The sequence below is a fragment of the Clostridium sp. 1001271st1 H5 genome (assembly GCF_005845215.1).
In the GTDB taxonomy this organism is placed as follows: Bacteria; Bacillota; Clostridia; order Lachnospirales; family Lachnospiraceae; genus Enterocloster.
The window spans coordinates 478,991-505,176 of the sequence record NZ_SPHO01000001.1; the positions used below are offsets into that span (position 1 = coordinate 478,991).

The window sequence follows — 26,186 nt, forward strand, 5'->3', positions numbered from 1 at the left end:
ACGCAGATGCGGAGGCATGGGTCTATGAAAACTGAGGAACAAACGATGGAACACATACATACGGATGAGCAGATGACCCTGCTGAAGGATTCCATGCCTGCAGGTTTTTTCCGCTGCCGTGCGGACGGGGACAGAAGGGTGGATATGGTTAACCATGAGCTTCTGTGCCTTTTTGGCTGTGCAGACACAAAAGAACTGAAGGAGCTGACCGGAGGGACCCTGAGGGGAATGATGGACGACAGGGATTACGACAGGGTTCTGGAGGCGTGTCTGGAACAGCTGCTGCTGAAAAAGGAAATCATGAAGGTACAGTTCAGGATCCGTTCCAGAGACAGAGGCATCTGCTGGGTGGACTGCCGCGGCCGCATGGTGGAGGATGCGAAAGGCAATACATGGATATACGCCGTGATGGTGGATGATACGGAGGCCCAAAACCAGAAGCAGGAATACTGGGAAAAGTCCATGCGGGATTCCCTCACAGGACTGTTCAACCGTGAGGCTGCTGTAGAGTCCGTCAACCAGTACATGCAGGGACAGGGCGGAACCAGGGACGGAGCCCTGATGGTCATTGACCTGGATAATTTTAAAGAGATTAACGACACAAAAGGGCATCTCTTCGGGGACAGCATCCTGACCGAGACAGCCAGGTGCATAGCGGGAAGCGTTGACAGCCAGGACACGGTGGGCAGGATTGGCGGGGACGAGTTTGTGGTATTTTCAAAGCAGCTTTCAGGCAGGGAAGGAATCATGAAATGGGGGAGGCAGCTCATAGAGGACATTGCATGTCTCCCCTCTGTGAAGAAAAGCGGAATCAGGCTGGGCTGCAGCATCGGGGCAGCTGTGTATCCAAAGGACGGCGCCACCTACGAACAGCTGTTCATGAAGGCGGACATGGCTCTTTATGCGGGAAAAAACTGGGGCAAGGGCCGCTGTGTGGTCTACGATTCTTCCTTAAGGCCGGCGGACGGCGGAAAACAGGGCCAGGGAAGATTTACGGACGGCACTGTCATTGATTCTGAAAACGGCCGCTACTTTGTGGCCAACAAGGTAATTCACTATGTGTTCAAGGCATTGTACGAGTCCACAGACCTGAGGGAGGCCATCAACACCATACTGAGAATCATCGGACTCCAGTTCAATGTCAGCAGGGCCTATATCTTTGAGGACCGTCCGGACGGTCTGGCCATGGATAACACCTTTGAATGGTGCAACGAGGGCATAGAGCCCCAGATTCACAAGCTCCAGAACATGTCCTACGAGTGGAGCGCCTTTGGATACAGGGAGAATTTCGGGGAGGACGGAGTGTTCTTTTGTATGGATATCGACCATCTCCCCAGGAATCAGAGGGAGGTGTTAAAGCCGCAGGGCATCCGTTCCCTTTTACAGTGCGGAATCTATGATTCCGGCCGGATGGTGGGCTTTGTGGGGTTTGACGAGTGCAGGGAAAACCGCCAGTGGAGCCGGGAACAGATTGAGGTGCTGACCTATGTTGCCAGGGTCATAGGGATTTTCCTCATAAAGGACAGGGCACAGAGAATCCTGAAGCAGCGGCTTACAACCCTGGAGAATGTGCTGGAGGAGACATCCGGAAAGGTAAGGGGCAGCAGCAGGGGAGCCTTTGACGCCCTGACCAATCTGCTGACAGCTGGAGCATTCCAGGAAAAGGCGGAGCAGTATTTTGAGACAGGGCCGGCGCCGGGCTCCACAGCCCTGTTCATCCTGGACATGGATGATTTCAAGAAAATCAATGAGAACAAAGGAAAGCTCTTTGGCAATGTGGTGCTGATGAATGTGGCCAACAGCCTGAAACGGGCCTGCCGGGAGGGGGATTTGATTGCCCGCTTCGGAGGGGATGAGTTCCTTGTACTTTTAAAAAATACGGACCGGGAAGATGCAGCCATGGTGGGCAGCACCATGCAAAGGGAAATAGGCAGCATACTGGCGGATTCCGGCCGTGGGCAGGAACGAATCAGCTGCAGCATTGGCGTACGCCTGGCCGGAGAGGGCGAGACAACTTTTTCCGATATCATTGTAAAGGCTGACCAGGCCCTGCACCAGGTCAAGACGTCCGGAAAGGGAGGAATCCTTTTCTACGAAGCTGTGGAGGACAAAGAGAAAAGCAGCATTTCTTACGATTACCTGAAGCAGGCCAGGGAGGCAAAGCGCCGGGAGCAGAGCAGTCTGGAGGATAAGACCACTACAGCCGTGGCCCTGGAGGTGTTTGAAAAATCCGCCACCTTTGAGGAGTCCATCCATATACTCATGGGATTTGTGGGCAACCGGTTCCGGCTGAACCGCATTGTCCTGTACATGAACGGGGAGGGAGCCCATGGGAAACAATCCGCATACCAGTGGGCGGACGGCAGGACCGCATTCCTGTATGACCCTACGGACAGCTTCCGCAGGGAAGAATTTTACATCTGTTATCATCTATATGACGGGAACGGCATTGCTGTCCTGAGGCGCAGGGAATATGGGACGTACAACACGGGCCTGAAGCGGATTCTGGACAGGGCCGGAGCTCAGACCATGCTGTCGGCAGGCATATTCATAGAGGGCAGGTACAGCGGCATGATACTTCTGGTGAACACGGAGAAGGAGAGGGAGTGGAGCCAGTCTGAGTGCACGGCTGTCTCAGAGATGGCCCGCATCGTTGCCTCGGGCATCAAGAACACATCCATGTTAATCGAAGCAAAGCAGGAGGCAGAGTATTACAGGAATCACGATGCCCTTACGGGCCTGATGCGGTATGACCGGTTCAAGGAGTCATGCCAGCTGCTTATGGATGAAGGAAAAGAAGAGTATGTGCTGGTGGCCAGCGATATCAAGGGCTTTAAGTTTATCAACGAGGCCATCGGTTATACCCAGGGCGATAATATCCTGCGCATGTTTGGGGACATGCTGACCCAGAACGGTCTGGAGACCAACTGCTACACCCGCGTCAGCGCAGACCAGTTCCTGAGCTTTGGCGCGTGCAGGAGGGGACGCAATGACTTTGTGAAACTGGTGCAGAGCCTGAACAATGAATTCTGCCGTATGGAGAATGAAATCTATTCCAACATCAATCTGATGATTCGTTCGGGCATTTATTTTATCGAAAAGGACTGCCGGGAGATAGAGACTGCGGTGGACAGGGCCACCATTGCCAGAAAATCAGTGGACTACATCATCCGCTCCACCTCCGTGGTATTTAACGACGGTCCCTTTGACAGCAGCTACCGGGAAAATGAAATCATCAACCGCATGGAATACGCGCTGAAGCACGGGGAATTCAAGGTTTATCTGCAGCCCAAGGTGGGACTGGATGATTTGGGGTTTATCGGTGCAGAGGCCCTGGTGCGCTGGCAGCATGAGGATGGAAGAATTTTCCCGCCGGGAGATTTCATTCCCTTGTTTGAAAAGAATGGTTTTATCACCCAGGTGGATACCTATGTATTTAAGACGGTCTGCTGCCAGCTGAGCCGATGGATGGAAGGGGGAGGGGAGCCCCTTCCCATATCCGTCAACCTATCAAGCGTGGACATTGCATCGGAGCAGCTGATACCCCAGATTCTGGAGATTACCCAGTTTTACGGCCTGGACCACAGATATCTGGAATTTGAACTGACGGAGACAGCCTTTCTCAGTGATTCCGCCCGCACCTTCCATGTGATGAAAACCCTGCAGGATGAGGGATTCACCACCTCTATCGATGACTTTGGGTCAGGTTACTCCATCATGAACATGATGGCTGACATTCCCACGGATGTGATTAAGCTGGACTGCGGTTTTGTCCAGTCCTGCACAAAGACAGGCAGGGGGAGAGAGTTCCTGGGCCAGCTCATCCAGATGACCAACAAGATGGGATTCACTTCTTTGTGCGAGGGAATTGAGACAAAGGAGGAGCTTAAGATGCTGCAGGAAATGGGCTGCGAGTCCGGCCAGGGCTATTATTTTTCAAGACCTTTGCCAATGAATGTCTTTTTTGAAAAATTTTGCCGAAAAATGATTGACAAATCATAAATCATCCTTTATAATAACCTACGTTGCTTGCGAGAGCAGCGTAACGCAGAAGTGGCGGAATTGGCAGACGCGCACGGTTCAGGTCCGTGTGGTAGTAATACCTTGTGGGTTCGACTCCCATCTTCTGCACTGGTTCATGGAACAGGAAGCTGAATGGCTTCCTGTTTTTGCGTTCTCCGTTACTTTTCGGAGTATGACTGAATATGATGCATTTGCAACAGACAAATTCCACCATAAGAGGTAAAGTTTTGATAGTAATTTAGTAGGAAATGGTATATACTGTAAGTTGTGGCTTAAAATAAGCAGTACAGTGTGTGAAAGAAAAGAAGAGAGGAAGGAACATCATGCTTACTTTAGAGAATCTCTCCTTTGATGTGAATGATGAAAAAGGAGAAATAGGAATCATCAAAGATATAAGCTTTACAGTGGACGACGGTAAGTTTGTGGTCATAACAGGCCCCAACGGCGGCGGTAAGTCCACCACGGCTAAATTAATCATGGGAATTGAACGCCCCACAGGAGGACGCATCCTCTTTGACGGGCAGGATATAACAGATATGAGCATTACGGACAGGGCCAACCTGGGTATCAGCTTTGCGTTCCAGCAGCCGGTCCGTTTTAAGGGCGTGCAGGTAATTGATTTGCTCCGCCTGGCAGCCAGGAAGAAGCTGACGGTATCGGAGGCCTGTCAATACCTGTCCGAGGTGGGGCTCTGCGCCAAGGACTATATCAGCCGCGAGGTCAATGCCAGCCTGTCCGGCGGCGAGCTCAAGAGAATCGAGATTGCCACTGTCATTGCCAGGGCTTCCAGGCTTTCCGTGTTTGACGAGCCGGAGGCAGGCATTGATTTGTGGAGCTTCCAGAATCTGATTCAGGTGTTTGAGCGCATGAGGCAGAATACCAACGGCTCCATCCTGATTATATCCCACCAGGAGCGGATTCTCAACATTGCGGATGAGATTGTGGTGATTGCGGACGGCAAGGTAGTGAACCAGGGGACCAGGGATGAAATTATGCCGCAAATCATGGGCACTGCGTCCGCGGTGGATGCCTGCAGTAAATTTTATGAGACAGCGCAGTGAGGGGAGGAGTGAGCGATATGGCAGACAGCATCCAGGAGAGAATATTAATGGAAGTGGCCGACCTTCACGGTGTTCCGGAGGGGGCCTATAATATAAGGGCCAACGGCCAGACAGCCGGCCGTAATACAACGGCCAATATAGACATTGTTACAAAGACAGATAAGCCGGGCATTGACATACGAATCAAACCAGGCACCAGGAACGAGAGCATACACATTCCCGTGGTGGTCAGCGCCAGCGGATTAAAGGAAATGGTATATAACGATTTCTTTATCGGTGAGGATTCGGATGTGGTCATCGTGGCGGGCTGCGGTATCCATAACTGCGGGGACCAGGATTCAGAGCATGACGGAATCCACCGCTTTTTTGTGGGAAAGAACGCCAGGGTCAAATACGTGGAAAAGCACTACGGAGAGGGCGACGGCAACGGCAGGCGCATCCTGAATCCGGGCACAGAGGTCTACATGGAGGAAAACAGCTACATGGAGATGGAGATGGTCCAGATTGAGGGTGTGGACTCCACCAACAGGACCAATTCCGCGGAGCTGGCGGCAGGAGCCAAGCTCATTGTGCGTGAGCGTCTCCTGACCCATGGCAGCCAGAATGCAGAGAGTACTTACATTGTAAACCTGAACGGGGAGGATTCCAGCGCGGATGTGGTGTCCCGTTCTGTTGCAAAGGATACCTCCAGGCAGACCTTTAATTCCAAAATCGTGGGCAATGCCAAGTGCAGCGGACATACGGAGTGCGACGCCATCATCATGGACGATGCCAGGATATTGGCAATTCCCGGATTGATTGCCAACAACATTGACGCTGCCCTGATTCATGAGGCAGCCATAGGCAAGATTGCAGGGGAGCAGATTGTGAAGCTTATGACCCTGGGCCTTACGGAGGAAGAGGCGGAAGCCCAGATTGTCAATGGCTTCTTGAAATAGTCAGACAGAACAATCCAACATGCAAGAGAAGCTGCTGCGGCCCAACAGGCCGCAGCTTGCGTATGTACCGGCGCAGATGATGGGGCGGTACAGCAGCATTATTATGATACAGGGGGATAAAATCATGGGGGAAAATCGTGAGGGAAGGGCTGCTGCCCTTCTGCCTATTCTGGTATTTCTGCTGATTTTCTTGGGCTCCGGGTTCATCACCGGGGATTTTTACAGCATGCCGGCCATTGTGGCCTTTTTGATTGCACTTTTAGCGGCCTTTGCGCAGAACCGGGAGCTGGGCTTTTCGGAAAAGATAAGGCTGGCCGCCCAGGGGGTAGGGGATGAAAATATCATTACCATGTGCCTTATATTCCTGGCGGCAGGCGCCTTTACGGGAGCTGTGAAGGCAGCGGGCGGCGTGGATTCCACGGTTAACCTGGGGCTTTCCATCCTGCCTTCCAACGTGGCAGTGGCAGGGCTGTTTCTGATTGGGTGCTTTATCTCCATTTCCATGGGAACATCCGTTGGCACCATCACGGCCCTGGCGCCCATTGCAGTGGGAATCAGCCAGAAAACAGGGTTTTCCATGGCTGTCTGTGCAGGGGCCGTGGTGGGCGGGGCCATGTTCGGGGATAACCTGTCCATGATTAGCGATACCACCATAGCAGCGGTAAAGACACAGGGATGCGAGATGAAGGATAAGTTCAGGGAGAATTTCCTCATCGTGCTGCCGGCCGCCATTGTAACGGTTCTTTTGTTCCTGGTCCTGGGAAAGGATGCCTCGTTTCAGATGCAGGGCAGCCTTGATTACAACCTGTTCCGGGTGGTGCCCTATCTGGTGGTGCTCATTGGCGCGCTGGCAGGGGTGAACGTATTTCTGGTCCTCATGGCAGGCACGGTGCTGTCCCTGATAGCAGGAGTGGCCACGGGAGCCTTTGGACTGGGGGAAATGTTCACCCATGTGGGCCTGGGTGTGACAGGCATGTATGACATCACGGTGATATCTGTGATTGTGGCCTGCATCGTTGCCCTGGTAAAGGAGTACGGAGGCATTGCCTTTATCCTTTCGTTCATCAGGAAGAGAATCAGCGGGGAAAGGGGAGGGGAGCTTGGAATCGCTGCCCTGGCCCTGCTGGTGGATATGTGCACGGCCAACAATACGGTGGCCATTGTCATGGCAGGCCCCATAGCAAAGGAAATCAGCGATGATTTCGGCGTGACGCCCCGGCGTTCCGCCTCCCTTCTGGACATGTTCAGCTCCATGGGACAGGGACTGATTCCTTACGGCGCGCAGCTTCTGGCGGCAGCCAGCCTCACAGGGCTGACGCCCTTTGAAATCATTCCCTATTGTTTTTATCCCATCCTCATGGGAGTCAGCGGGCTGATATTCATATTCATTAAAAAGAGACATGGAAAGGTACTGGTATGAAGACAAAAAATCAATGGGCAAGTAAACTTGGATTTATTATGGCAACCGCCGGGGCTGCCATAGGACTGGGGAACCTGTGGAAGTTCCCCTATCTCATGGGACGCAACGGAGGGGCTTCCTTTCTGGTGGTATACTTATTTTTCATCTGCATCCTGGGCGTGCCGGTGATGATGCTGGAGATGTCCCTGGGCAGAAAGACCCGGCACGACCCTGTGCAGGCATACGGGGATATCCATCCCAATGCCAGGATAGCCGGGGTATTCGGAGTGGCGGCAGCCTTTCTGATTCTGTCCTATTACAGCGTTATCGGGGGCTGGATTATTAAGTATATTGTGAGTTATGGAACCACCTTCCACGCCCCGGAGGATTTTACGGCGTTTATCAGCGCCCCGGTGGAGCCGGTGTTCTGGCATTTCCTGTTCCTGTTTATGACAACGGCTGTCTGTTATCACGGCATCAGCGGCATTGAGAATGTCAGCCGAATCATGATGCCCCTGCTTTTCCTGCTGCTGATTGTAATTATTGTGAGGAGCGTAACCCTGCCGGATGCTGCCCTGGGCCTTAAGTTCATCTTCATTCCCAGCAGCGCGGCCTTTAACATGAAGGCGGTCAGCGCGGCCCTGGGGCAGGTGTTCTACTCCCTGAGCCTTTGTATGGGAATCACCATTACCTACGGAAGCTATCTGGGGGATAAGGAAGACATACCCAGAAGCTGCGCCAGCGTGGCGGGACTTGACACCATCATTGCGGTGATGGCAGGCATAGCCATATTTCCGGCCGTGTTTTCCTTTGGACTGGAGCCGGGACAGGGACCCGGCCTTATATTCGGCACGCTTCCCAAAGTATTTTCCTCTATTAAAGGGGGGACGTTCTTTGCAATCCTGTTTTTTGCACTGGTGCTGTTTGCTGCTGTGACCAGCGCCATTGCCCTGTTGGAGGTGGTGGTTTCCTTCGCAGTGGACAGCCTTAAGTGGACCAGGAAAAAGGCTACGGTCATCCTGGGTGTCCTGATTTTCCTGACAGGGGTGCCCAGCGCCCTGTCCTTCGGTGTTCTGGGGGATGTGACCGTACTGAATTACAGTGTGTTTGATTTTGTGGGAATGGTTACGGACAACATCCTCCTTCCATTTGGGGGCCTGGCCATGTGCTATTTCATTGGATGGAAATGGAATCCCCAGTATCTGGTGGATGAAGTGGAGAAAAACGGAGTCACCTTCAGGCTTAAAAAGCTTTGGATATTCTGTATACGGTTCCTCACCCCAATTCTGGTGGCAGTTGTCACCCTGACTGGATTTGCCAGTATTTATTCTATTGTGCGCGGATAGGAATACATATATGGGTAGAGGAGGTGCGCCCATATGGAGAATCAGAAACGGGAAAATCTGCTGAACCTGGCCCTGGATGCCACGGAGGAGGAACGGCTGAAATCAGTGAACCTGAATGTGGGGTATGACCCTGAGGAGAAAACCTGGGAGCTTATTGTCAGGTACAATGGTTCCCTTGCGTCCCTCCGGGACACAGGCATACGGGTGGATGAACTGGCGGCGGGATATGCGGTCCTGGTAGTGCCGGAGAGTCTTATGGAACAGGTCAGCAGCATGGAGGAAATTGTATACATTGAGAAACCAAAGAGGCTGTTCTTTGCCAGCAACATGGCAAGGGCAGCCTCCTGTCTGAGTACGATTCAGACCAGCACCGGGGCAGGGGCCGGCGGGGCGGGAGCAGGCGTCATAAGCGGCCTGGAGTCCGGCCTTACGGGAAGGGGCGTGCTGGTGGCGGTTATTGACTCCGGCATTGATTACTTTCATCCGGATTTCAGGAACCCGGACGGGACCACCCGCATCGGCCTGCTGGCAGACCAGGACAGGGACCGTATTTACACCAGGGAGGAAATCAATGCAGCCCTAGAAACCGGAAGCCGGTCCTCTGCCCTGGCCCTGGTTCCCTCCACAGACCCCAGCGGACACGGCACAGCAGTGGCGGCCATAGCGGCCGGCAACGGCAGGGAGGGGAACGGCGTATACCGGGGGGTTGCCTATGAGAGCGAGATTATGGTGGTGAAATTGGGAACGCCCCTGACGGACAGCTTTCCGCGGACCACCCAGCTGATGAAGGCCCTGGATTTGGTGGTACGGCGGGCCCTGGACATGAACCGGCCCCTGGCCGTAAATCTGAGCTTTGGAAATACCTACGGCTCCCACGACGGGACCAGTCTGCTGGAAACATTCATTGACGACATGTCAAACATTGGGAGGAACGTCATTGTGGCCGGCACGGGAAATGAGGGAACCGGGGCAGGGCACAGGGCAGGCAGGCTGGTTATGGGACAGGAGGAAAATGCGGAGCTGTCCATTGCACCTTATGAGACAGGGATGGGGGTACAGCTGTGGAAGTCCTATGTGGACCAGTTTTCCATCCGTCTGATTACGCCCTCAGGGGAGATGATAGGGCCCATTGACAGCCGCCTGGGGCCCCAGACGCTGCGTTACGGCGGAACACAGATACTGATTTATTATGGTAAGCCCAGTCCCTTCAGCCGGGCCCAGGAGGTATACTTTGATTTCCTGCCTGTCAGGGATTATCTGGACAGCGGAATATGGACCTTCCGCCTGACGCCGGAGCGGATTGTGACCGGACAGTACGATATGTGGCTGCCTTCCAGGGGAATCCTGAACCCGTCCACCCGTTTCTTAAGGCCGGTGCCGGAAACCACCCTGACCATTCCCTCCACTGCGGCCAATGTGATATCCGTGGGAGCCTACGATGACTCCTACCGCGCCTATGCGGATTTTTCCGGACGCGGCTTCACCCGCCAGACAGGGCAGGTAAAGCCGGATTTGGCAGCTCCGGGAGTGGATATTGTCACAGCCAGAAGGGGCGGCGGATACGAGGCGGTGACAGGGACCTCCTTTGCGGCCCCCTTTGTCACGGGCAGCGCGGCCCTGCTGATGCAGTGGGGCATTCTGCAGGGAAACGACCCCTTTCTTTACGGCGAGAAGGTAAAGGCGTATTTTACCAGAGGCGCCAGGCATCTGCCGGGGTATGATGTGTGGCCCAATGAAAGGCTGGGGTACGGCACCCTGTGCGTGAGGGACAGTCTGCCGGTGTAGGGCATTGCTTCTATGACCTGTGACACATCCACTAGGAAATAGTTAGAATTTATGATATAATGTGAGCATTAGGCAGCTGTTTACAGGCCTGATGCTCTTTTGCTTACGCAATATTTGAAATTTTTGTAGTAAAAACATGAATCCGACAATATAATAATAGAGATAGGGAGTGGATGGATGAATATCAGGGAGTCACTGGAGGCATTGGAAGAATCGTACATGAGTCCCTTTGCGTCCCTTAGCAGCAGGACCAGGGGACGGGACAAGCCGGAGGAACTGTGCGATATGCGGCCTGAGTACCAGCGGGACAGGGACCGCATCCTGCACTCCAAGGCATTCCGGCGGCTGAAGCACAAGACCCAGGTGTTCCTGGCGCCTGAGGGGGACCACTACAGAACCAGGCTTACCCATACCCTGGAGGTGTCCCAGATTGCCCGCACCATTGCCAAGACCCTGCGGCTCAACGAAAGCCTGACAGAGGCCATTGCCCTGGGCCATGACCTGGGCCATACGCCCTTTGGCCATTCCGGCGAATACATACTGAATCAGATATGCGAGGACGGCTTTACCCACTATGAGCAGAGCGTGCGCATTGTGGAGGTGCTGGAAAAGGACGGGAAGGGACTGAACCTGACCTGGGAGGTACGGGACGGCATACGCAACCACAGGACCTCCGGCCACCCATCCACCCTGGAGGGCTCTATTGTCCGGCTGTCGGATAAGATTGCCTATATCAACCACGACATAGACGACGCCATCCGCGCCAGGATGTTCACGGAGCATGAGCTGCCCAGGGTGTATACCGATGTGCTGGGCCACAGTGTCCGGGAACGGCTCAACAACATGATTCACGACATCATACTGAACAGCATGGACAAACCGGCCATCACCATGTCGGAGGGAATGGAGGAGGCCATGCAGGGCCTGCGCAAATGGATGTTTGACAATGTGTACAAGAATGATATACCCAAGGCAGAGGAGGGAAAGGCCCAGAACATGATTACCCAGCTCTATGAGTACTATATGGGGCATGTGGATAAGCTGCCGGTGGAGTATGTGCTTCTTATGGTCAATAAGGGGGAGAAGAAGTCCCGGGTGGTGTGCGATTACATTGCCGGTATGAGCGACATCTATGCCATTGACCAGTTTGAGGAATTATTTGTTCCGAAGCGGTGGAACGTGTACTGACGGGCCGGACCGGCCGGTTCCGGGCCGCGGCGGGCTGGGGTTAAACAGCCTGTGCCGTAAAGATACACATTATAAAGATACAGAAGGGAGATTATTGCATGTACTATCCCGATGAAGTCATAGAAGAAGTGAGAATGAAGAATGACATCGTGGACGTGATTTCAGGATACGTGAAACTGCAGAAAAAGGGGGCCAACTACTTTGGTCTGTGCCCCTTCCACAATGAGAAGTCCCCGTCCTTTTCCGTATCGCCGGGGAAGCAGATGTATTACTGCTTTGGATGCGGGGCAGGTGGGAATGTCATCACCTTTCTGATGGAATATGAAAATTTTACCTTCCAGGAGGCGCTCCAGTCCCTGGCGGACAGGTCCGGAGTGAACCTGCCAAAGATGGAGTACAGCCGCGAAGCACGGGAGCAGGCGGAGCTGAGGGCCAGGCTTTTAGAGGTGAACAAGCTGGCTGCCAACTATTTCTATTATCAGATGAAACAGCCCCAGGGCAAGCCGGCCTATGATTATTTCCACCTCAAAAGAGGTTTGGCGGATGAAACCATGGTCCGCTTCGGACTGGGATATTCCAATAAGACCAGCGATGATTTGTACCGCTACCTGAAAGGAAAGGGCTACGAGGACAGTTTCCTCAAGGACACCGGCCTGGTGACGCTGGAGGAGCGGGGAGGAAGGGACAAGTTCTGGAACCGCGTCATGTTCCCCATTATGGATGTGAACAACCGTGTCATTGGCTTTGGGGGCCGCGTCATGGGAGACGGGGAGCCAAAATACCTGAATTCCCCGGAGACAAAGCTGTTTGACAAGAGCCGCAACCTATACGGCCTGAATTATGCCAGGCTTTCCAGGGAAGGCTATCTATTGATTTGCGAAGGCTACCTGGACGTCATATCCCTGCACCAGGCAGGCTTTACCAATGCAGTGGCGTCCCTGGGCACTGCCTTTACCAGCCAGCACGCCAATGTGCTGAAACGGTATACGGACCAGGTAATCCTTACCTATGACAGCGACGGGGCCGGGGTGAAGGCGGCGCTGAGAGCCATTCCCATTTTAAAGGAAGTGGGGATGTCCATCAAGGTGCTGAACATGAAGCCCTATAAGGACCCGGACGAGTTTATCAAGAACATGGGGGCGGATGCATTCCGCCAGAGGATTAAGGAGGCTAAGAACAGCTTCCTCTTTGAGGTGGATGTGCTGCGGAGGGGATATGAGATGGATGACCCGGAGCAGAAGACCAGGTTTTATCAGGAGACGGCAAGGAAGCTGCTTCAGTTTGGCGAGGCCCTGGAGAGGGAAAACTATCTCCAGGCAGTGGCCAGGGAGCAGATGATTCCGGCGGATGAGCTGCGAGGCCTGGTAAACCGCATGGGCATGTCCATGGGCCTTAAGGCCGGCGAGAGCCTGAGCCATTCCGGCCGCGTGGTATCAAAGGATGCAGAGGAAGAGGGATACAGCCAGGAGACAGGCCGTTTTGCCGGCCATGGACACCAGGAGGACGGGGGAAACGGATACCCAGGAGGCGGATATTCCGGAAACGGGCTTTCGGGCAGCCGCAAACCCAGGCGGCCGGATAAGGAGGATGGAATCCGCCGTTCCCAGAGACTGCTTCTGACCTGGCTCATAGAGACACCGGCCCTGTTTGAGAAGATAGAGGGCATCATAACAGCAGATGATTTTGTGGAGGATTTGTATCATCAGGTGGCACAGATGGTATTTGACGGACACAGGGAGGGAAAATTAAACCCAGCAGCCATACTCAGCCGGTTTATCAATGATGAGGACCAGTACAAGGAGGTGGCGGCCCTGTTTAATGCCAGTTTAAAGGAATCCCTGAACAATGAAGAACAAAAGAAGGCATTTTCGGAGACTGTGATGAAGGTCAGGAAGAACAGCCTGGATGTGGCCAGCCGCAATGCAAAGGATATAACCCAGTTACAGGAGATTATAAGGCAGCAGGCAGCCCTGAAGCAGCTGCACATCTCCCTGGATTAACAGCATTTCATAGGAAGGATGGACCAAGTTATGGAAGGGACGGACGTGTTTGAGGAGAAACTGGCAGGACTTCTGGAGGAAGCCAAGAAAAAGAAAAACGTATTGGAATACCAGGAGGTCATGGATTATTTTGGTCAGGAACCGCCGGCAGCACAGCAGTTGGACAGGCTGTTTGAGTTCCTGGACCAGAATAAGGTGGATGTCATCCGCATGGGGATAGAGGAAGAGCTGGACCCGGACCTTTTCATCGAGGAGGAGATGGAGCTGGATGAAGAGGAAGAAATCGATGTGGAGCACCTGGATCTGTCGGTTCCCGAGGGCGTCAGCCTGGAGGACCCTGTGCGTATGTATCTGAAGGAGATTGGTAAGATTCCCCTTCTGGGCATGGAGGATGAGGTGGAGCTGGCCAAGAAGATGGAGCTGGGCGACCCGGAGGCCAGGAAGCGCCTGGCAGAGTCCAACCTGCGCCTGGTGGTCAGCATTGCCAAGCGGTATGTGGGCAGGGGAATGCAGTTTTTAGACCTGATTCAGGAAGGAAACCTTGGGCTCATCAAGGCAGTGGAGAAATTTGACTATACCAAGGGGTATAAGTTCAGTACCTACGCCACCTGGTGGATTCGCCAGGCCATCACCAGGGCCATTGCGGACCAGGCCAGGACCATACGGATTCCGGTTCACATGGTGGAGACCATCAACCGTCTGGTGCGCACCTCACGCCAGCTGCTGCAGGAGCTGGGCAGGGAGCCCACCACGGAGGAGATAGCAGCCAGAGTGGACCTGCCGGTGGAACGGGTATCTGAAATTATGAAGATGTCCCAGGAGCCTGTGTCCCTGGAGACGCCTATCGGCGAGGAGGAGGACAGCCATCTGGGAGATTTCATACAGGACGACAATGTGCTGGTGCCCCAGGATGCGGCAGCCTTTACCCTTCTTCACGAACAGCTGATGGAAGTGCTGCTGACCCTGACGGAGCGGGAGCAGAAGGTGCTGCGCCTCCGGTTCGGCCTGGACGACGGACGTCCCAGGACGCTGGAGGAGGTGGGAAAGCAGTTTAGTGTCACCAGGGAGCGTATACGCCAGATAGAGGCAAAGGCCCTGCGCAAACTGCGCCATCCCAGCAGAAGTAAAAAGTTAAAGGATTATCTGGATGAATAGTGATAAGTTAGAGACAAGAGATAAAAAAGAACAGGCGGGAACCGTGAAGCTGTCGGCCCGTCTTTTGACCGTTGCCGGCTTTGTGCATCAGGGAAGCTCCATTGCCGATGTGGGCACGGACCATGGATATATACCCGTGTACCTGGCACAGACAGGGCGGATTGCCTCTGCCCTGGCCATGGATGTAAGACCCGGTCCCCTGGAGCGAGCCCGGGCCCATATAAGGGAATATGAAGCCTGGGCGCAGAAACAGGGAAAGAGCAAAGAAAATACGGACCAGGAGAGGAAGGACTGCGGCTCACGGACGGTCTGTCCTATCCGCACAAGGCTCAGCGACGGCCTGAAAGAGCTTAAGCCCGGAGAGGCTGACACGGTTATCATAGCGGGCATGGGAGGGGAACTGATAATGAAAATCCTGGACCAGGGGCGCCATGTGTGGGACAGCGTAAACCATTACGTTCTCTCGCCCCAGTCGGATTTGGATAAGGTAAGGCGTTATCTGGCAGGCCATGGATTTGCCATTGAGGACGAAGCCATGGTAAAGGACGAGGGAAAATATTATACGGTGATGAGCGTGAAAAGGGGCTTTATGGAGTATGAAAGCCAGGCCCATTACCTTTACGGCAGGATACTGATTGGCAAAAAGGACGGGACCCTGAGGGAATACCTGGGCAGGGAGAAGGCCAGGATTGAGAAAATCCTGGAATCCCTGCAGGAGACAGATGGGATTTCCGAGACAGAAGCCAGGGCAGGGGCCAGAAAAAGCAGGCAGGAGGAACTGGCCTGGATTAAGGAGGCACAAGATGAAATGCAGTGAAATCATGGAGGTTTGCAGGAAACTGGCGCCCGAGGACTGCGCCTGTGACTGGGATAATCCCGGTCTTCTGGCGGGCAGGAGCGATAAGGATGTAAAGAAGATATACATTGCCCTGGACGCAACGGACAAGGTGGTGGAGGAGGCCGTGGCTTGGGGTGCGGACATGCTGCTGACCCATCATCCCCTGATATTTAAGGCCATCAAAAAGGTAAATGACCAGAACTTCATCACCAGAAGGCTGGTGAAGCTGATACAGGCAGATATTTCCTGTTATGCCATGCATACCAACTTTGATGCGGCTCCGGGCTGTATGGCTGATTTGGCCGCAGAGCGGCTGGGCCTGACGGACTGCATACCGTTAGAGAACCTGGGGGAAATGGATGGACCGGAGGGCACTGTTTCTTACGGCATCGGCAAGAACGGATTCCTGAGGGAGGAAGTGACTGTAAGGGAGCTGGCGTCCCGTGTCAAGGATGTGTTCGGCCTTCCCTTTGCCCTTGTATACGGGGAAAGCCTAATGGAGCAGCGGATTTCCCGTGTATCCGTATGCCCCGGCGCAGGGGGGAGCGAGATTGAGGGAGCTCTGGCCTGGGGGGCCCAGGTCCTTGTGACAGGGGATATCAGCCACCACCAGGGGATAGACGCGGCAGCCAGGGGCATGGCCATTATCGACGGAGGCCACTACGGCCTGGAGCATATTTTTATCCCCTATATGGCAGAGTTTCTCAGGAAGAATCTGGGGAACCAGGTGGAACTGGAGCAGGCGCCGCCCCAATGGCCTGCCATGATTGTGTGACCGGAGAAACAGATTCTGTAAATTGAGGGAGGTAGATGGAATGGCACTGGTTAAGATAAACGGCATCACAAAGGAATACCCGGAGGGCGCCACCTGGCTGGAGGCGGCCCGGGAACACCAGAAGGAGTATGAATACGATATCCTGCTGGTGCGGGTAAACGGAAAGCTCCAGGAGCTGCATAAGCAGGTGAAGGACTGTGAGCTTTCCTTTGTCACTGCAAAGGATAAGCCGGGCATGTCTGCCTATCAGAGGAGCGCGTCCCTTATGATGCTGAAGGCGTTCTACAGCGTTGCAGGCGCCGGCAATGTGGAAAAGCTGATGATTGACTTTTCCATCGGCAGGGGATTTTTCGTGGAGGCCAGGGGAAACTTTGTTCTGGACCAGGAATTCCTGGATGCGGTAAAGGCCAAGATGAGGGAGTATGTGGAACGGAAGATTCCCATCATGAAGCGCAGCGTGTCCACAGATGACGCCATTGAGCTGTTTGAGAAGCTGGGTATGTATGACAAGGCCAGGCTGTTCCGTTACCGCATGGTATCCAGGGTCAATATCTACAGCATTGACGGGTTTGAGGACTACTACTACGGGTATATGGTCCAGAATACAGGCTACATCAAGCATTTTGACCTGATTCCTTACCACTACGGATTTGTGATGGTAATGCCTGACCGGAATACGCCGGACATTCTTCACCGGTTTACGCCCAGCGATAAGCTGTTTGCCACCCTGGCTGAATCCACTGAATGGGGCAGGCGCATGGACCTGGAGACGGTGGGCGCCCTGAACGACAGGATTGCAAAGGGGGATATGTCCCACCTGATTCTGATACAGGAAGCGCTTCAGGAGAAGAAGATTGCAGAGATAGCAGCCCAGATATCGGCCAGGAAGAACGCCCGCTTTGTGATGATAGCAGGACCCTCATCATCCGGCAAAACCACATTTTCCCACCGCCTGTCGGTCCAGCTGGAGGCCATTGGCCTAAAGCCCCATCCCATTGCAGTGGATAACTATTTTGTAAACCGGGTGGACAGTCCAAGGGATGAACACGGCAATTACAACTATGAGATTCTGGAATGCCTGGACGTGGAGCTGTTTAACCGGGACATGACCGGTCTTCTGGAAGGAAGGCGGGTGGAGCTTCCCTACTATAACTTTAAAAAGGGAATCAGGGAGTATAAGGGAAACTTCCTTCAGCTGGGGGAGGGAGATATTCTGGTTATAGAGGGAATCCACTGCCTGAATGACCGGCTCTCCTACACCCTTCCGGCCGACAGTAAATTCAAGATATACATCAGCGCGCTGACCCAGCTCAACATCGACGAACACAACCGCATACCCACCACCGACGGACGTCTCCTGAGACGGATGGTGCGGGACGCCAGGACAAGAGGTTCCTCGGCGCAGGAAACCATACGCATGTGGCCCTCGGTGCGCAAGGGCGAGGAGGAGAACATCTTTCCCTTCCAGGAGGAGGCGGACGCCATGTTCAATTCCGCCCTGGTCTATGAGCTGGCAGTGCTGAAGCAGTACGCCCAGCCCCTGCTCTTTGCCATTCCTAAGGACAGTGAGGAATGGCTGGAGGCTAAACGGCTCCTTAAATTCCTGGACTATTTTATCGGTGTCAGCAGCGAGGACATACCCAAGAATTCCATCCTCAGGGAGTTCATAGGCGGGAGCTGTCTGAACGTATGATGGCCGCACAGGCGGCATTGAGATGAGACAGACCGTTTCCTTACAGTACTGCATGGGAAACGGTCTTTTTTTTGTGCTGATTTCTGCGGTATTTTCTGTTTTTATTTCATGAGGGAAAGATTTTAAAAGAAAAGGGAATGAGAGTGAATGTACAACACACTGGTCCAAAGTATATAATAAGGGCATAAAAGACAAGGAAACAAACATCCGGTGGCGGTGCCACCCAGGATAAGAATCAGGAGGGGAAGAAATGAAAAAGGTACTGGCATTACTGGTAAGCTGCACATTGGCCTTATCCCTGGCAGGCTGCGGCGGCCAGGCGGACAGCAGCCAGACGGCAGACGGCAGCGGCAAAAAGGTCCGTATCATGATTGGCTATGAGAACAATCCGGGGGAACCCATTGACCTGGCCTGCCATGAGTGGAAGGAGCTGGTGGAGGAACAGAGCGGGGGAACCATGAGGGTGGACCTGTATCCTTCCAGCCAGCTGGGAAGCAAGGACAATATCATTGACCAGGCCGTCAACGGCGACTGTGTGGTCACCCTGGCCAACGGACCTTTTTTCCAGGACAGGGGAATCCAGGATTTTGGAGTTCTCTTTGCTCCCTACCTGTTTGAGGGGTGGGAGGACCTGGAAAAGGTGGTGGACAGCAGCTGGTTTGCAGGCAAGGCAGAGGAGCTGGAGCAGAATGTGGGCTTAAAGATACTGACCACATGGAGATACGGAATCCGCCATACCATCACTAAGAAGCCGGTGAACGCGGTCAGCGATTTAAAAGGCAGGAAAATCCGCGTACCCAACCAGACCATACTGATAAAGGTATTTGAGTCGCTGGGAGCAACGCCCACGCCCATGGCCATGAGCGACATCTATACGGCCCTGCAGCAGGGAACCATAGACGGGGCTGAAAATCCCCTTCCGGTTATTTTAAACGGCGCCTATCAGGAGGTGGCCAAGAACCTGGTGCTGGACGCCCACACATACGACATGACCTGCTGGATTATGGGAGCAGATTTCTTCCATACGCTGACAGAGGAACAGCAGAAGATTCTGATGGAATGCGGCGACCAGGCCGGAGTATTCAACAGTGAACAGTTAGAGAAAGCGGACGAGGAAGCGCTGGAAGCATTAAAGGCAGCAGGTGTGACCGTAAGCGAGCTGACGCCAGAGGATTTTAAGGCAGCAGGCCAGTCATTTTATGAGGACCCGCAGATTAAGGCCATGTGGTCAGAGGGACTGATTGAAGAAATGAAGGCCATTATTGGCAGGCAGGATTAAATGTACGGGGAAAGGGGTAAGTAAATATGAAATCAGATAATAAGATAAAGAACCTGCTTTGCAACGCGGATGTGCTGGCAGCCTGCGGGGCCCTGGTGCTTCTGGTGGGAATCACCTTCTTTGGGGTCATAATGCGCTATTGCCTGGGAGACCCATTTGTATGGCAGGAGGAAGTGCAGCTGGCCCTTATCATCTGGGTGGTGTTCCTGGGAGGCAGGTATGCCTTTGTATGCGGGAACCATGCTGCCATTGACGTGATAGTGGAAATATTCCCGGAAAAGCTTCAGAAAATACTGAGCGTGTTCATTGCAGCGGCAGCAGTCATCATCCTCTGCTATGTGGGATATCAGGGAGTCCGCTATATTATGCAGATGGTCCGCTATGACCGTGTGACCAACATTCTGAAGATTCCCTACAGCCTTATCTATGCGCCGCTGCCCATAGGGTGCCTTACCATGGCGGTGCAGGTATGCCTGAATACATACAGGGACTTAACCGGAAAAAGGGAGGAAGCGTAAATGATGGAGACAAGTATTATCATGATATCGACTGCAGTTCTGCTGGTGCTGCTGTTTCTGAAGGTTCCGGTGTTTATCTCCATCCTTTCCGGTTCCATGGCTTATTTTTACCTGACAGGAGGCCCTTTTACAAAGATACTGGGCCAGAGGGTCCTGGCAGGCGTGGAGAGTATTCCTCTTCTGGCTATCCCGTTTTTTATCTGCGCAGGGGTGTTCATGAACTACTCCGGCGTGACCAAGCGTGTTATGGGATTCTGTAATGTAATGACCGGGCGCATGACCGGCGGTCTGGCCCAGGTAAATGTACTTCTGTCCACTCTGATGGGCGGCCTGTCGGGAAGCAATCTGGCAGACGCAGCCATGGAGGCAAAGATGCTGGTGCCTGAGATGGAGCATCACGGCTATTCCAGGCAGTTCTCAACCGTGGTGACAGCCATGTCATCCATGATTACGCCTTTGATTCCTCCGGGAATTGCCATGATTCTTTACGGCTCCATTGCCAATCTTTCCATTGGCAAGCTGTTTATTGCAGGAATCGGTCCCGGCGTGCTTCTGTGCGTTGCAATGATGATTCTGGTGCACTTCATTTCCAGGAAAAGGGGCTATGTACCCATGCGCACCGAGCGTCTGACCATGAAGCAGGCAGCCCCTGAGATTGCCAGCGCCTTTCTCCCTCTGTGCCTTCCTGTTATCATCATCGGCGGCATCCGTATGGGAATTTTTACCCCTACAGAGGCAGGAGCAGTGGCCATTGTCTATTCCCTGATTCTGGGGGTGGTGTATAAGGAACTGAAGCTTAAGGATATCCGCACAGGCCTTAAGGAAACCGTGGCAACCACGGCATCCATCATGCTGATTGTGGGCGGCGCCTCCGCCTTTGCCTGGATTCTCACCAGGGAGCAGATTCCCCAGCAGTTTACGGCCCTGGTGCTGGGAACCATCAACAATAAATACCTGTTCCTCTTTGTCATTATCCTGTTCCTCATCGTGGTGGGCATGTTCATTGAGGGAAATGCAGCCCTCATTGTGCTGGTTCCCCTTCTGGCCCCGGTGGCCGAGGCTTACGGCATCGACCCCATCCATTTTGCCATGGTCTACATCTTCACAATGGCCTGCGGCGGCGTGACACCGCCCATGGGTGCTCTGATATTCGTCACCTGCGGCATCACCAGGTGTAAGATAAAGGAGTTCATCAAGGAGTCCATTCCCTTCTATGTCATGCTGTTCATCTGCATGCTGCTGATGGCCTATGTGCCAATGTTCTCCACCGGGCTGGTGAATCTGTTCTATTAAAACAGGATTACATATCCAGGGAAGGCTGCCGGACAGAGTATGTTCCGGCAGCCTTGTCTTATCCGGGTGAATGGATGCCTTTCATATTAACTTCGCTGTCTATTCATACACTTTTCTGGTATAATAGGATTCAAATGAGACAGGGGCAGTGATATATGAGAAAGAAAATGATTGCGGCGTGCTTTGCAGTGATGCTTGCATGCCTTTTATGGCTGGTAAAGGACAGATGGTTTGTTCCGGCTGTACAGGAGACAGAGCATGAGGGCCTGCGGGTGGGATTATCCCAGGCAGAGCCCCTTACTCCCTGGAAGACAGCTCAGATTAAGAGCTTTAAGGAGGCGGCCAGGCGGAGAGGGGCACAGCTGATTTACCATGCGCCGGAGGAGGAGAGCCTGGAGTGGCAGATTGAGGATATATACAGGCTTCTGGATTCGGGCATTGATTACCTTATCCTGATTCCCAGCGCCAGGAAGGGCTATGACCAGGTGCTTCTGGAGGCCAGGCAGAGGGGAGTGCCGGTGATACTGGCAGAGCAGGATGTGGAGATGGAGCCGGAGTATGACCGGGAAGATTACGTTCTGGGCTATGTTGCTTCGGATTACTATGCAGAGGGAGAGCTGTGCGCGGATATACTGGCCCGGCATTTCGGCATTGAGCCTTGCCATACCATGGTTATTCAGGGAGAAAAAACCTCGGCCATGGATTGGGAACGGTACATGGGCTTCATGCACGGCATAAGGGAGCACTCCAACCTGTATATTTCCAAACGTGTGGAGAGCAGCGGCAACCGGCTCACGGCCCAGAAGGTGACGGAGTCCGTCATTGCCGACCAGGACATTGATTTTAATGCGGTATTTGCCCAGAGCGATGAGGACGGTCTGGGGGTCCTTCAGGCCCTTAAGCTGGCGGGCATGGAACCGGGCAGGGACGTGGTCATTGTGTCTATCGGCGGCATACAGGATGTGTTTAAGGCCATTATTGCCCGGGAGTACCTGGCCACGGTAAAAAGCAGTCCGGAATACGGGGATGCGGTATTTGACATCATAAACAGGCACCGGAGGGGAGAAAAGCCGGACCGCCAGACCATGGTAAAGCACCGGGAATACACCGTGGATAATGCGGAGGAATTGTTTGAAGATGCGTATTAGGGAAACCATAAAGGCATATCTGAATAAAGGGACAGGTTTTGGGGCCTGCCGGAACCTGGGAGTACGTCTTATGTTAAAGGAGAAGATGATACTTTCTTTTGCTGCTTCCTCCACAGGCATTGTCATTCTTACCGGCGCCCTTCACTACTACATGACCTCATCCAGAATCCTTAAGGAGGCAGAGGCCACCACGGTCCAGATGGTGGGCAATGCCTGCCAGGACATCAATGAACTGTTCCTCCAGACCTATCAGGTCTGTTCCGCCATGAACGACAATATCAGTATGCAGAAGCTTATACGGCGCCAGTTCCGTTCCATAAAGGAGATGTATTCCTACGATTTGGAGGGAAGCATGGAACTGATGGTGCTTCCCTCCTATAACCGGGACATTTTCGGCGTATATGTGCTGGGGGACAATGGGGGACGTTATAAGAGCAATTCATCATCCTTCCTGGTGTCGGACCCCAGGGACACGGACTGGTACCGCATCATCCATGCCACGGGACAGGCCCAGTGGTTTCCGCCCCATGAAAATTCCTATGTGGTCAGCACGCCATACACATCCTATGTATCCATGGGAATTCCATTCATTGACAAGGCCACGGGACGGACCAAGGGGGTGGTCCTGGCGGATATTGACTCCGACAAGCTGTCAGACATTGCAGCCAGGGCGGTCAGCGGCACAGGGGATGTGTTTCTGATGGATGAACGGAACCGGATTATGAACCTGACAGCAGGAGAAGGACCCTGGAAGGACCGGGAGGGAGTTGAGAAGGCGCGCCGGATGGTGGAGGACAATTTAAGTGAAATACCGGAATACGGCGTGTCCCATGTGCTGAAGGACAAGAGGCAGCTGGTGGTCTACCAGACCCTGAACCAGACGGACTGGAAAATCGTGGGCGTCATACCAAAGGCATCCATTACCCGGTCCGTGGAATATATCAAGGTGCTCATGATTATGCTTCTGGCCCTGGCAGCGGCCATATCCATGATACTGTCCGAGAGGGTGGCTGATTCAGTTACCAGACCCCTGTTTACGCTGGTAAAAGCCATGGAACAGGTGTGCTCCGGCAACCTGGATACATCGGTTGAGACAGAGCGGAGGGATGAAATCGGGGTGCTGTATGATTCCTTTAACCATATGACCGGTGAGATGAAGAACCTGATTGACGCCATATACCGGGAACAGGAGAAGCTGAGGCGGGAGGAGCTAAAGGCCCTGCAGGCTCAGATTAATCCCCACTTCCTGTACAACACCCTGGATTCCATTATCTGGTCCCTGAGGATGCAGCAGGTGGAGGAGAGCATTGAGATGCTGACAGCCCTGACAGACTTTTTCAAGATAAGCCTCAGCAAGGGGCGTGACATCATCACCGTGGAGGAAGAGGTAAAGCACATAAAGAGCTATCTGAGCATCCAGCACCGGCGGTATCAGGAGAAATTCGACTATGACATCAATGTGGACCCCTCCGTGCTGTCATGCAGGACGCCCAAGCTTATATTGCAGCCAGTGGTGGAGAATGCCATTTACCACGGAATCAAGCCCATGGAGGAGAAAGGGTATATTTATATCCATATTTTCCCGCAGGAAGGGGATGTCATATTACAGGTGCAGGATACGGGCCTGGGCATGGATGAGGACGCCTGCAGACGTCTGAACCAGGAGCTGGATACCATATCCTCGGACCAGCAGGGCACCGGCTATGGGGTGCGCAATGTGAACGACAAGATTAAGATAGTATACGGCAGGAAATATGGGGTGTCCATAGAGTCAGCCAGGGGCGAGGGGACCGTGGTGACCCTGCGGATTGGGAAAAAGGGGGAGGCGTCAGATGAGAGCAATTATCTGTGATGACGATGAGATTATATTAAAGGGTTTGTGCAGCGTCATTGACTGGGCATCCCTGGGCATAGAGCTGGTGGGAACAGCCGGTAACGGAAAGGAAGGTCTGGCGCTGCTCAGGGAACAGCGGCCGGAGCTTCTCATGACAGACATCCGAATGCCCCATGTGGACGGACTGCAGCTCATAGAGGAAGGGAAGAGGCTGAATCCGGGCCTCATGGCAATCGTGTTCAGCGGTTATGATGATTTTGAATATGCCAGAAGGGCCCTTAAGCTGGGAGTCCAGGATTATCTCACCAAGCCCATCAACATGGAGGAGCTGACCCATCTTGCCTCAGACTGCGTCAGGCGGTATGACGAGGCTAAAAAGGATTCCTTTGAGGACAGGGAAGATTTACTGCGCAAGCTGCTGATGTACGAGGTAAGCGACAGCGGTCCGTTAATGGAGATGGAGCATGACCACTGCATGGTCCTTATCTTTGAATCCCAGGACAAGGGCGGGCTTATGGCAGCAGCGGCAGGCCATATGAGGGAACAGGGCGCCTATGTTCTGATGCAGAGGGAGAACCGCTGTGAAATAGCAGTGATTGCCCCCACCAGGATGACGGTGGAAATGCGGGCAGGTCTCTATCTAAGCCGTACCAGGCAGATGTTTTCAGAGCAGGGCCTGAGCCTGACCAGTGCCCAGAGCAATGTGCTGCGGGGTATCCGGCTGCTGGACCAATGTTATCAGGAGGCGCATGAGGCCCTGAAATTAAAATACATCAGAGGGGATAACCAGAATCTGCGCTTTCAGGATATCAAAGGGGAGGGAAAGGAGAATGACCCGTCGCCCATACTGGATATCGACCTTATCACCCCGGTAAAAAGCGGCAATGTGAAACTGCTGGAAAAGCGCATGGGAGAGCTGGAGGCGCTGCTTATGCAGACAGGGATGGATTCTTATATCTATATGCAGTTCATGGTCAGCAGCCTGTACAGCGCGGTCCTTAAGGAACTGGGAAATGCAGGCATAAGCCCGGAGCTGGTGTTTGAGAATCCGGTGGAGGAGTATAAGAAACTGATTGGGTGCGAGACCATTGGAAAGGCCATCCGGGTGCTGGGGGAGAACCTGAGGCGTATCTGCGAGTATGCGGGCAGCCAGAAATCCGGCGCATATTCCAGGCCGGTGGTAAAGGCGCTGGGCTATATGGAGGAATGCTACAGCAGTCCCGCCCTGTCCCTGGAGGATGCGGCCGCAGCCGCCGGTCTGAGCAGCGCCAGGTTCAGCACCTCCTTTAAGAGCGAGACAGGGGTGTCCTTTACGGATTACCTTCTGAAGCTGCGCATGGAAAAGGCAAAGGAGCTGATGCGGGACCCCAACCGCAAGATTTATGAGATTGCCATGATGACCGGTTACAGCAACATTCCCTATTTCAGCACTGCCTTTAAGAAATACACAGGCTGCCCGCCGTCGGAATACAGGGAAAAGCAGCAGGGTTCCTCTGGACAAACCCGTGATTCTGTGTTAGACTAATACACGTTGTGAGTAGGACAGATGGCCGCTGCCGCGATACCGCAAGGCCGCGGGAGAGGAAAGTCCGGGCTTCACAGGGCAGGGTGCCAGATAACGTCTGGCGGAGGCGACTCCAGGGACAGTGCAACAGAAATGTACCGCCTTTCAGGCTTCGGCCTAAAAGGTAAGGGTGGAAGGGCAGTGTAAGAGACTACCGCCCGTCTGGTAACAGGCGGGGCACATGTAAACCCCACTCGAAGCAAGACCGAACAGGAAGCATATGGCTGCCCGTCAGCTTCCGGGTAGGTTGCTTGAGGCTGCCGGCGACGGCAGTCCTAGATAGATGGCCATCCAATGACATAACCCGGCTTATCGTCCTGCTCACATACATTGTTTGGACATGAGGAAA

18 protein-coding genes, 1 tRNA gene and 1 other RNA gene are annotated in these 26,186 nt (G+C 53.6%); all 20 read left to right on the forward strand.

Annotated elements, in window-relative coordinates; all coding sequences use genetic code 11:
- The first annotated feature begins 45 nt into the window (after window positions 1-45).
- The 20 genes from FGS84_RS02015 (at window position 46) to rnpB (ending at window position 26,165) form a co-directional block, all read left to right on the forward strand.
- The gene (locus FGS84_RS02015) at window positions 46-4,002 is read left to right on the forward strand and encodes a diguanylate cyclase (protein WP_243129809.1); all 3,957 of its coding nucleotides are present in this window, start codon (window positions 46-48) and stop codon (window positions 4,000-4,002) included.
- A 45-nt stretch (window positions 4,003-4,047) separates the two neighbouring features.
- Window positions 4,048-4,131, forward strand: a tRNA-Leu gene (locus FGS84_RS02020).
- 215 nt (window positions 4,132-4,346) lie between these two features.
- Window positions 4,347-5,084 carry an ATP-binding cassette domain-containing protein gene (locus FGS84_RS02025; protein WP_138306065.1) on the forward strand — a complete coding sequence of 246 codons (738 nt, stop codon included), beginning with the start codon at window positions 4,347-4,349 and terminating at the stop codon, window positions 5,082-5,084.
- A 17-nt stretch (window positions 5,085-5,101) separates the two neighbouring features.
- Window positions 5,102-6,022, forward strand: a complete 921-nt coding sequence (locus tag FGS84_RS02030; RefSeq protein ID WP_138306066.1) for a SufD family Fe-S cluster assembly protein — start codon at window positions 5,102-5,104, stop codon at window positions 6,020-6,022.
- A 103-nt stretch (window positions 6,023-6,125) separates the two neighbouring features.
- Complete coding sequence (locus FGS84_RS02035; protein WP_347563773.1) at window positions 6,126-7,442, forward strand: Na+/H+ antiporter NhaC family protein; 1,317 nt, start codon at window positions 6,126-6,128, stop codon at window positions 7,440-7,442.
- Entirely contained in the window at window positions 7,439-8,767 is a 1,329-nt protein-coding gene (locus FGS84_RS02040; protein WP_138306067.1) for a sodium-dependent transporter, read from the forward strand. The genes FGS84_RS02035 and FGS84_RS02040 overlap by 4 nt, the downstream gene beginning before the upstream one ends.
- Window positions 8,768-8,800: 33 nt before the next feature.
- Window positions 8,801-10,552, forward strand: a complete 1,752-nt coding sequence (locus tag FGS84_RS02045; protein ID WP_138306068.1) for a S8 family peptidase — start codon at window positions 8,801-8,803, stop codon at window positions 10,550-10,552.
- A 177-nt stretch (window positions 10,553-10,729) separates the two neighbouring features.
- A complete protein-coding gene (locus FGS84_RS02050) occupies window positions 10,730-11,740 on the forward strand; it encodes a deoxyguanosinetriphosphate triphosphohydrolase (RefSeq protein WP_138306069.1) in 1,011 nt (336 codons plus the stop codon).
- A gap of 98 nt (window positions 11,741-11,838) precedes the next feature.
- Window positions 11,839-13,740 carry a DNA primase gene (dnaG, locus tag FGS84_RS02055; RefSeq protein ID WP_138306070.1) on the forward strand — a complete coding sequence of 634 codons (1,902 nt, stop codon included), beginning with the start codon at window positions 11,839-11,841 and terminating at the stop codon, window positions 13,738-13,740.
- A 30-nt stretch (window positions 13,741-13,770) separates the two neighbouring features.
- Window positions 13,771-14,895, forward strand: coding sequence for an RNA polymerase sigma factor RpoD (rpoD, locus tag FGS84_RS02060; protein ID WP_138306071.1), 1,125 nt, complete (start codon window positions 13,771-13,773; stop codon window positions 14,893-14,895).
- Complete coding sequence (locus FGS84_RS02065) at window positions 14,888-15,712, forward strand: class I SAM-dependent methyltransferase (RefSeq protein ID WP_138306072.1); 825 nt, start codon at window positions 14,888-14,890, stop codon at window positions 15,710-15,712. The genes rpoD and FGS84_RS02065 overlap by 8 nt, the downstream gene beginning before the upstream one ends.
- Window positions 15,699-16,508, forward strand: a complete 810-nt coding sequence (locus tag FGS84_RS02070; protein WP_138306073.1) for a Nif3-like dinuclear metal center hexameric protein — start codon at window positions 15,699-15,701, stop codon at window positions 16,506-16,508. Before FGS84_RS02065 ends, FGS84_RS02070 begins: the two co-directional genes overlap by 14 nt.
- A 40-nt stretch (window positions 16,509-16,548) precedes the next feature.
- Window positions 16,549-18,201: a nucleoside kinase gene (locus FGS84_RS02075; protein ID WP_138306074.1), complete on the forward strand. Its 1,653-nt coding sequence runs from the start codon at window positions 16,549-16,551 to the stop codon at window positions 18,199-18,201.
- A 250-nt stretch (window positions 18,202-18,451) separates the two neighbouring features.
- Entirely contained in the window at window positions 18,452-19,480 is a 1,029-nt protein-coding gene (locus tag FGS84_RS02080) for a C4-dicarboxylate TRAP transporter substrate-binding protein (RefSeq protein ID WP_138306075.1), read from the forward strand.
- Window positions 19,481-19,506: 26 nt separating this feature from the next.
- Window positions 19,507-19,998 carry a TRAP transporter small permease gene (locus FGS84_RS02085; protein ID WP_138306076.1) on the forward strand — a complete coding sequence of 164 codons (492 nt, stop codon included), beginning with the start codon at window positions 19,507-19,509 and terminating at the stop codon, window positions 19,996-19,998.
- Window positions 19,999-21,291, forward strand: a complete 1,293-nt coding sequence (locus FGS84_RS02090) for a TRAP transporter large permease (RefSeq protein WP_347563766.1) — start codon at window positions 19,999-20,001, stop codon at window positions 21,289-21,291.
- Between the two features lie 155 nt (window positions 21,292-21,446).
- On the forward strand, window positions 21,447-22,439 hold the full coding sequence (locus tag FGS84_RS02095) for an ABC transporter substrate-binding protein (protein ID WP_138306077.1): 993 nt from the start codon (window positions 21,447-21,449) through the stop codon (window positions 22,437-22,439).
- Entirely contained in the window at window positions 22,429-24,291 is a 1,863-nt protein-coding gene (locus FGS84_RS02100) for a sensor histidine kinase (protein WP_138306242.1), read from the forward strand. Before FGS84_RS02095 ends, FGS84_RS02100 begins: the two co-directional genes overlap by 11 nt.
- Complete coding sequence (locus FGS84_RS02105; protein ID WP_138306078.1) at window positions 24,272-25,798, forward strand: response regulator; 1,527 nt, start codon at window positions 24,272-24,274, stop codon at window positions 25,796-25,798. Before FGS84_RS02100 ends, FGS84_RS02105 begins: the two co-directional genes overlap by 20 nt.
- A 9-nt stretch (window positions 25,799-25,807) precedes the next feature.
- Window positions 25,808-26,165, forward strand: an RNA gene (rnpB, locus tag FGS84_RS02110) — RNase P RNA component class A.
- The last annotated feature ends 21 nt before the right edge of the window (window positions 26,166-26,186 follow it).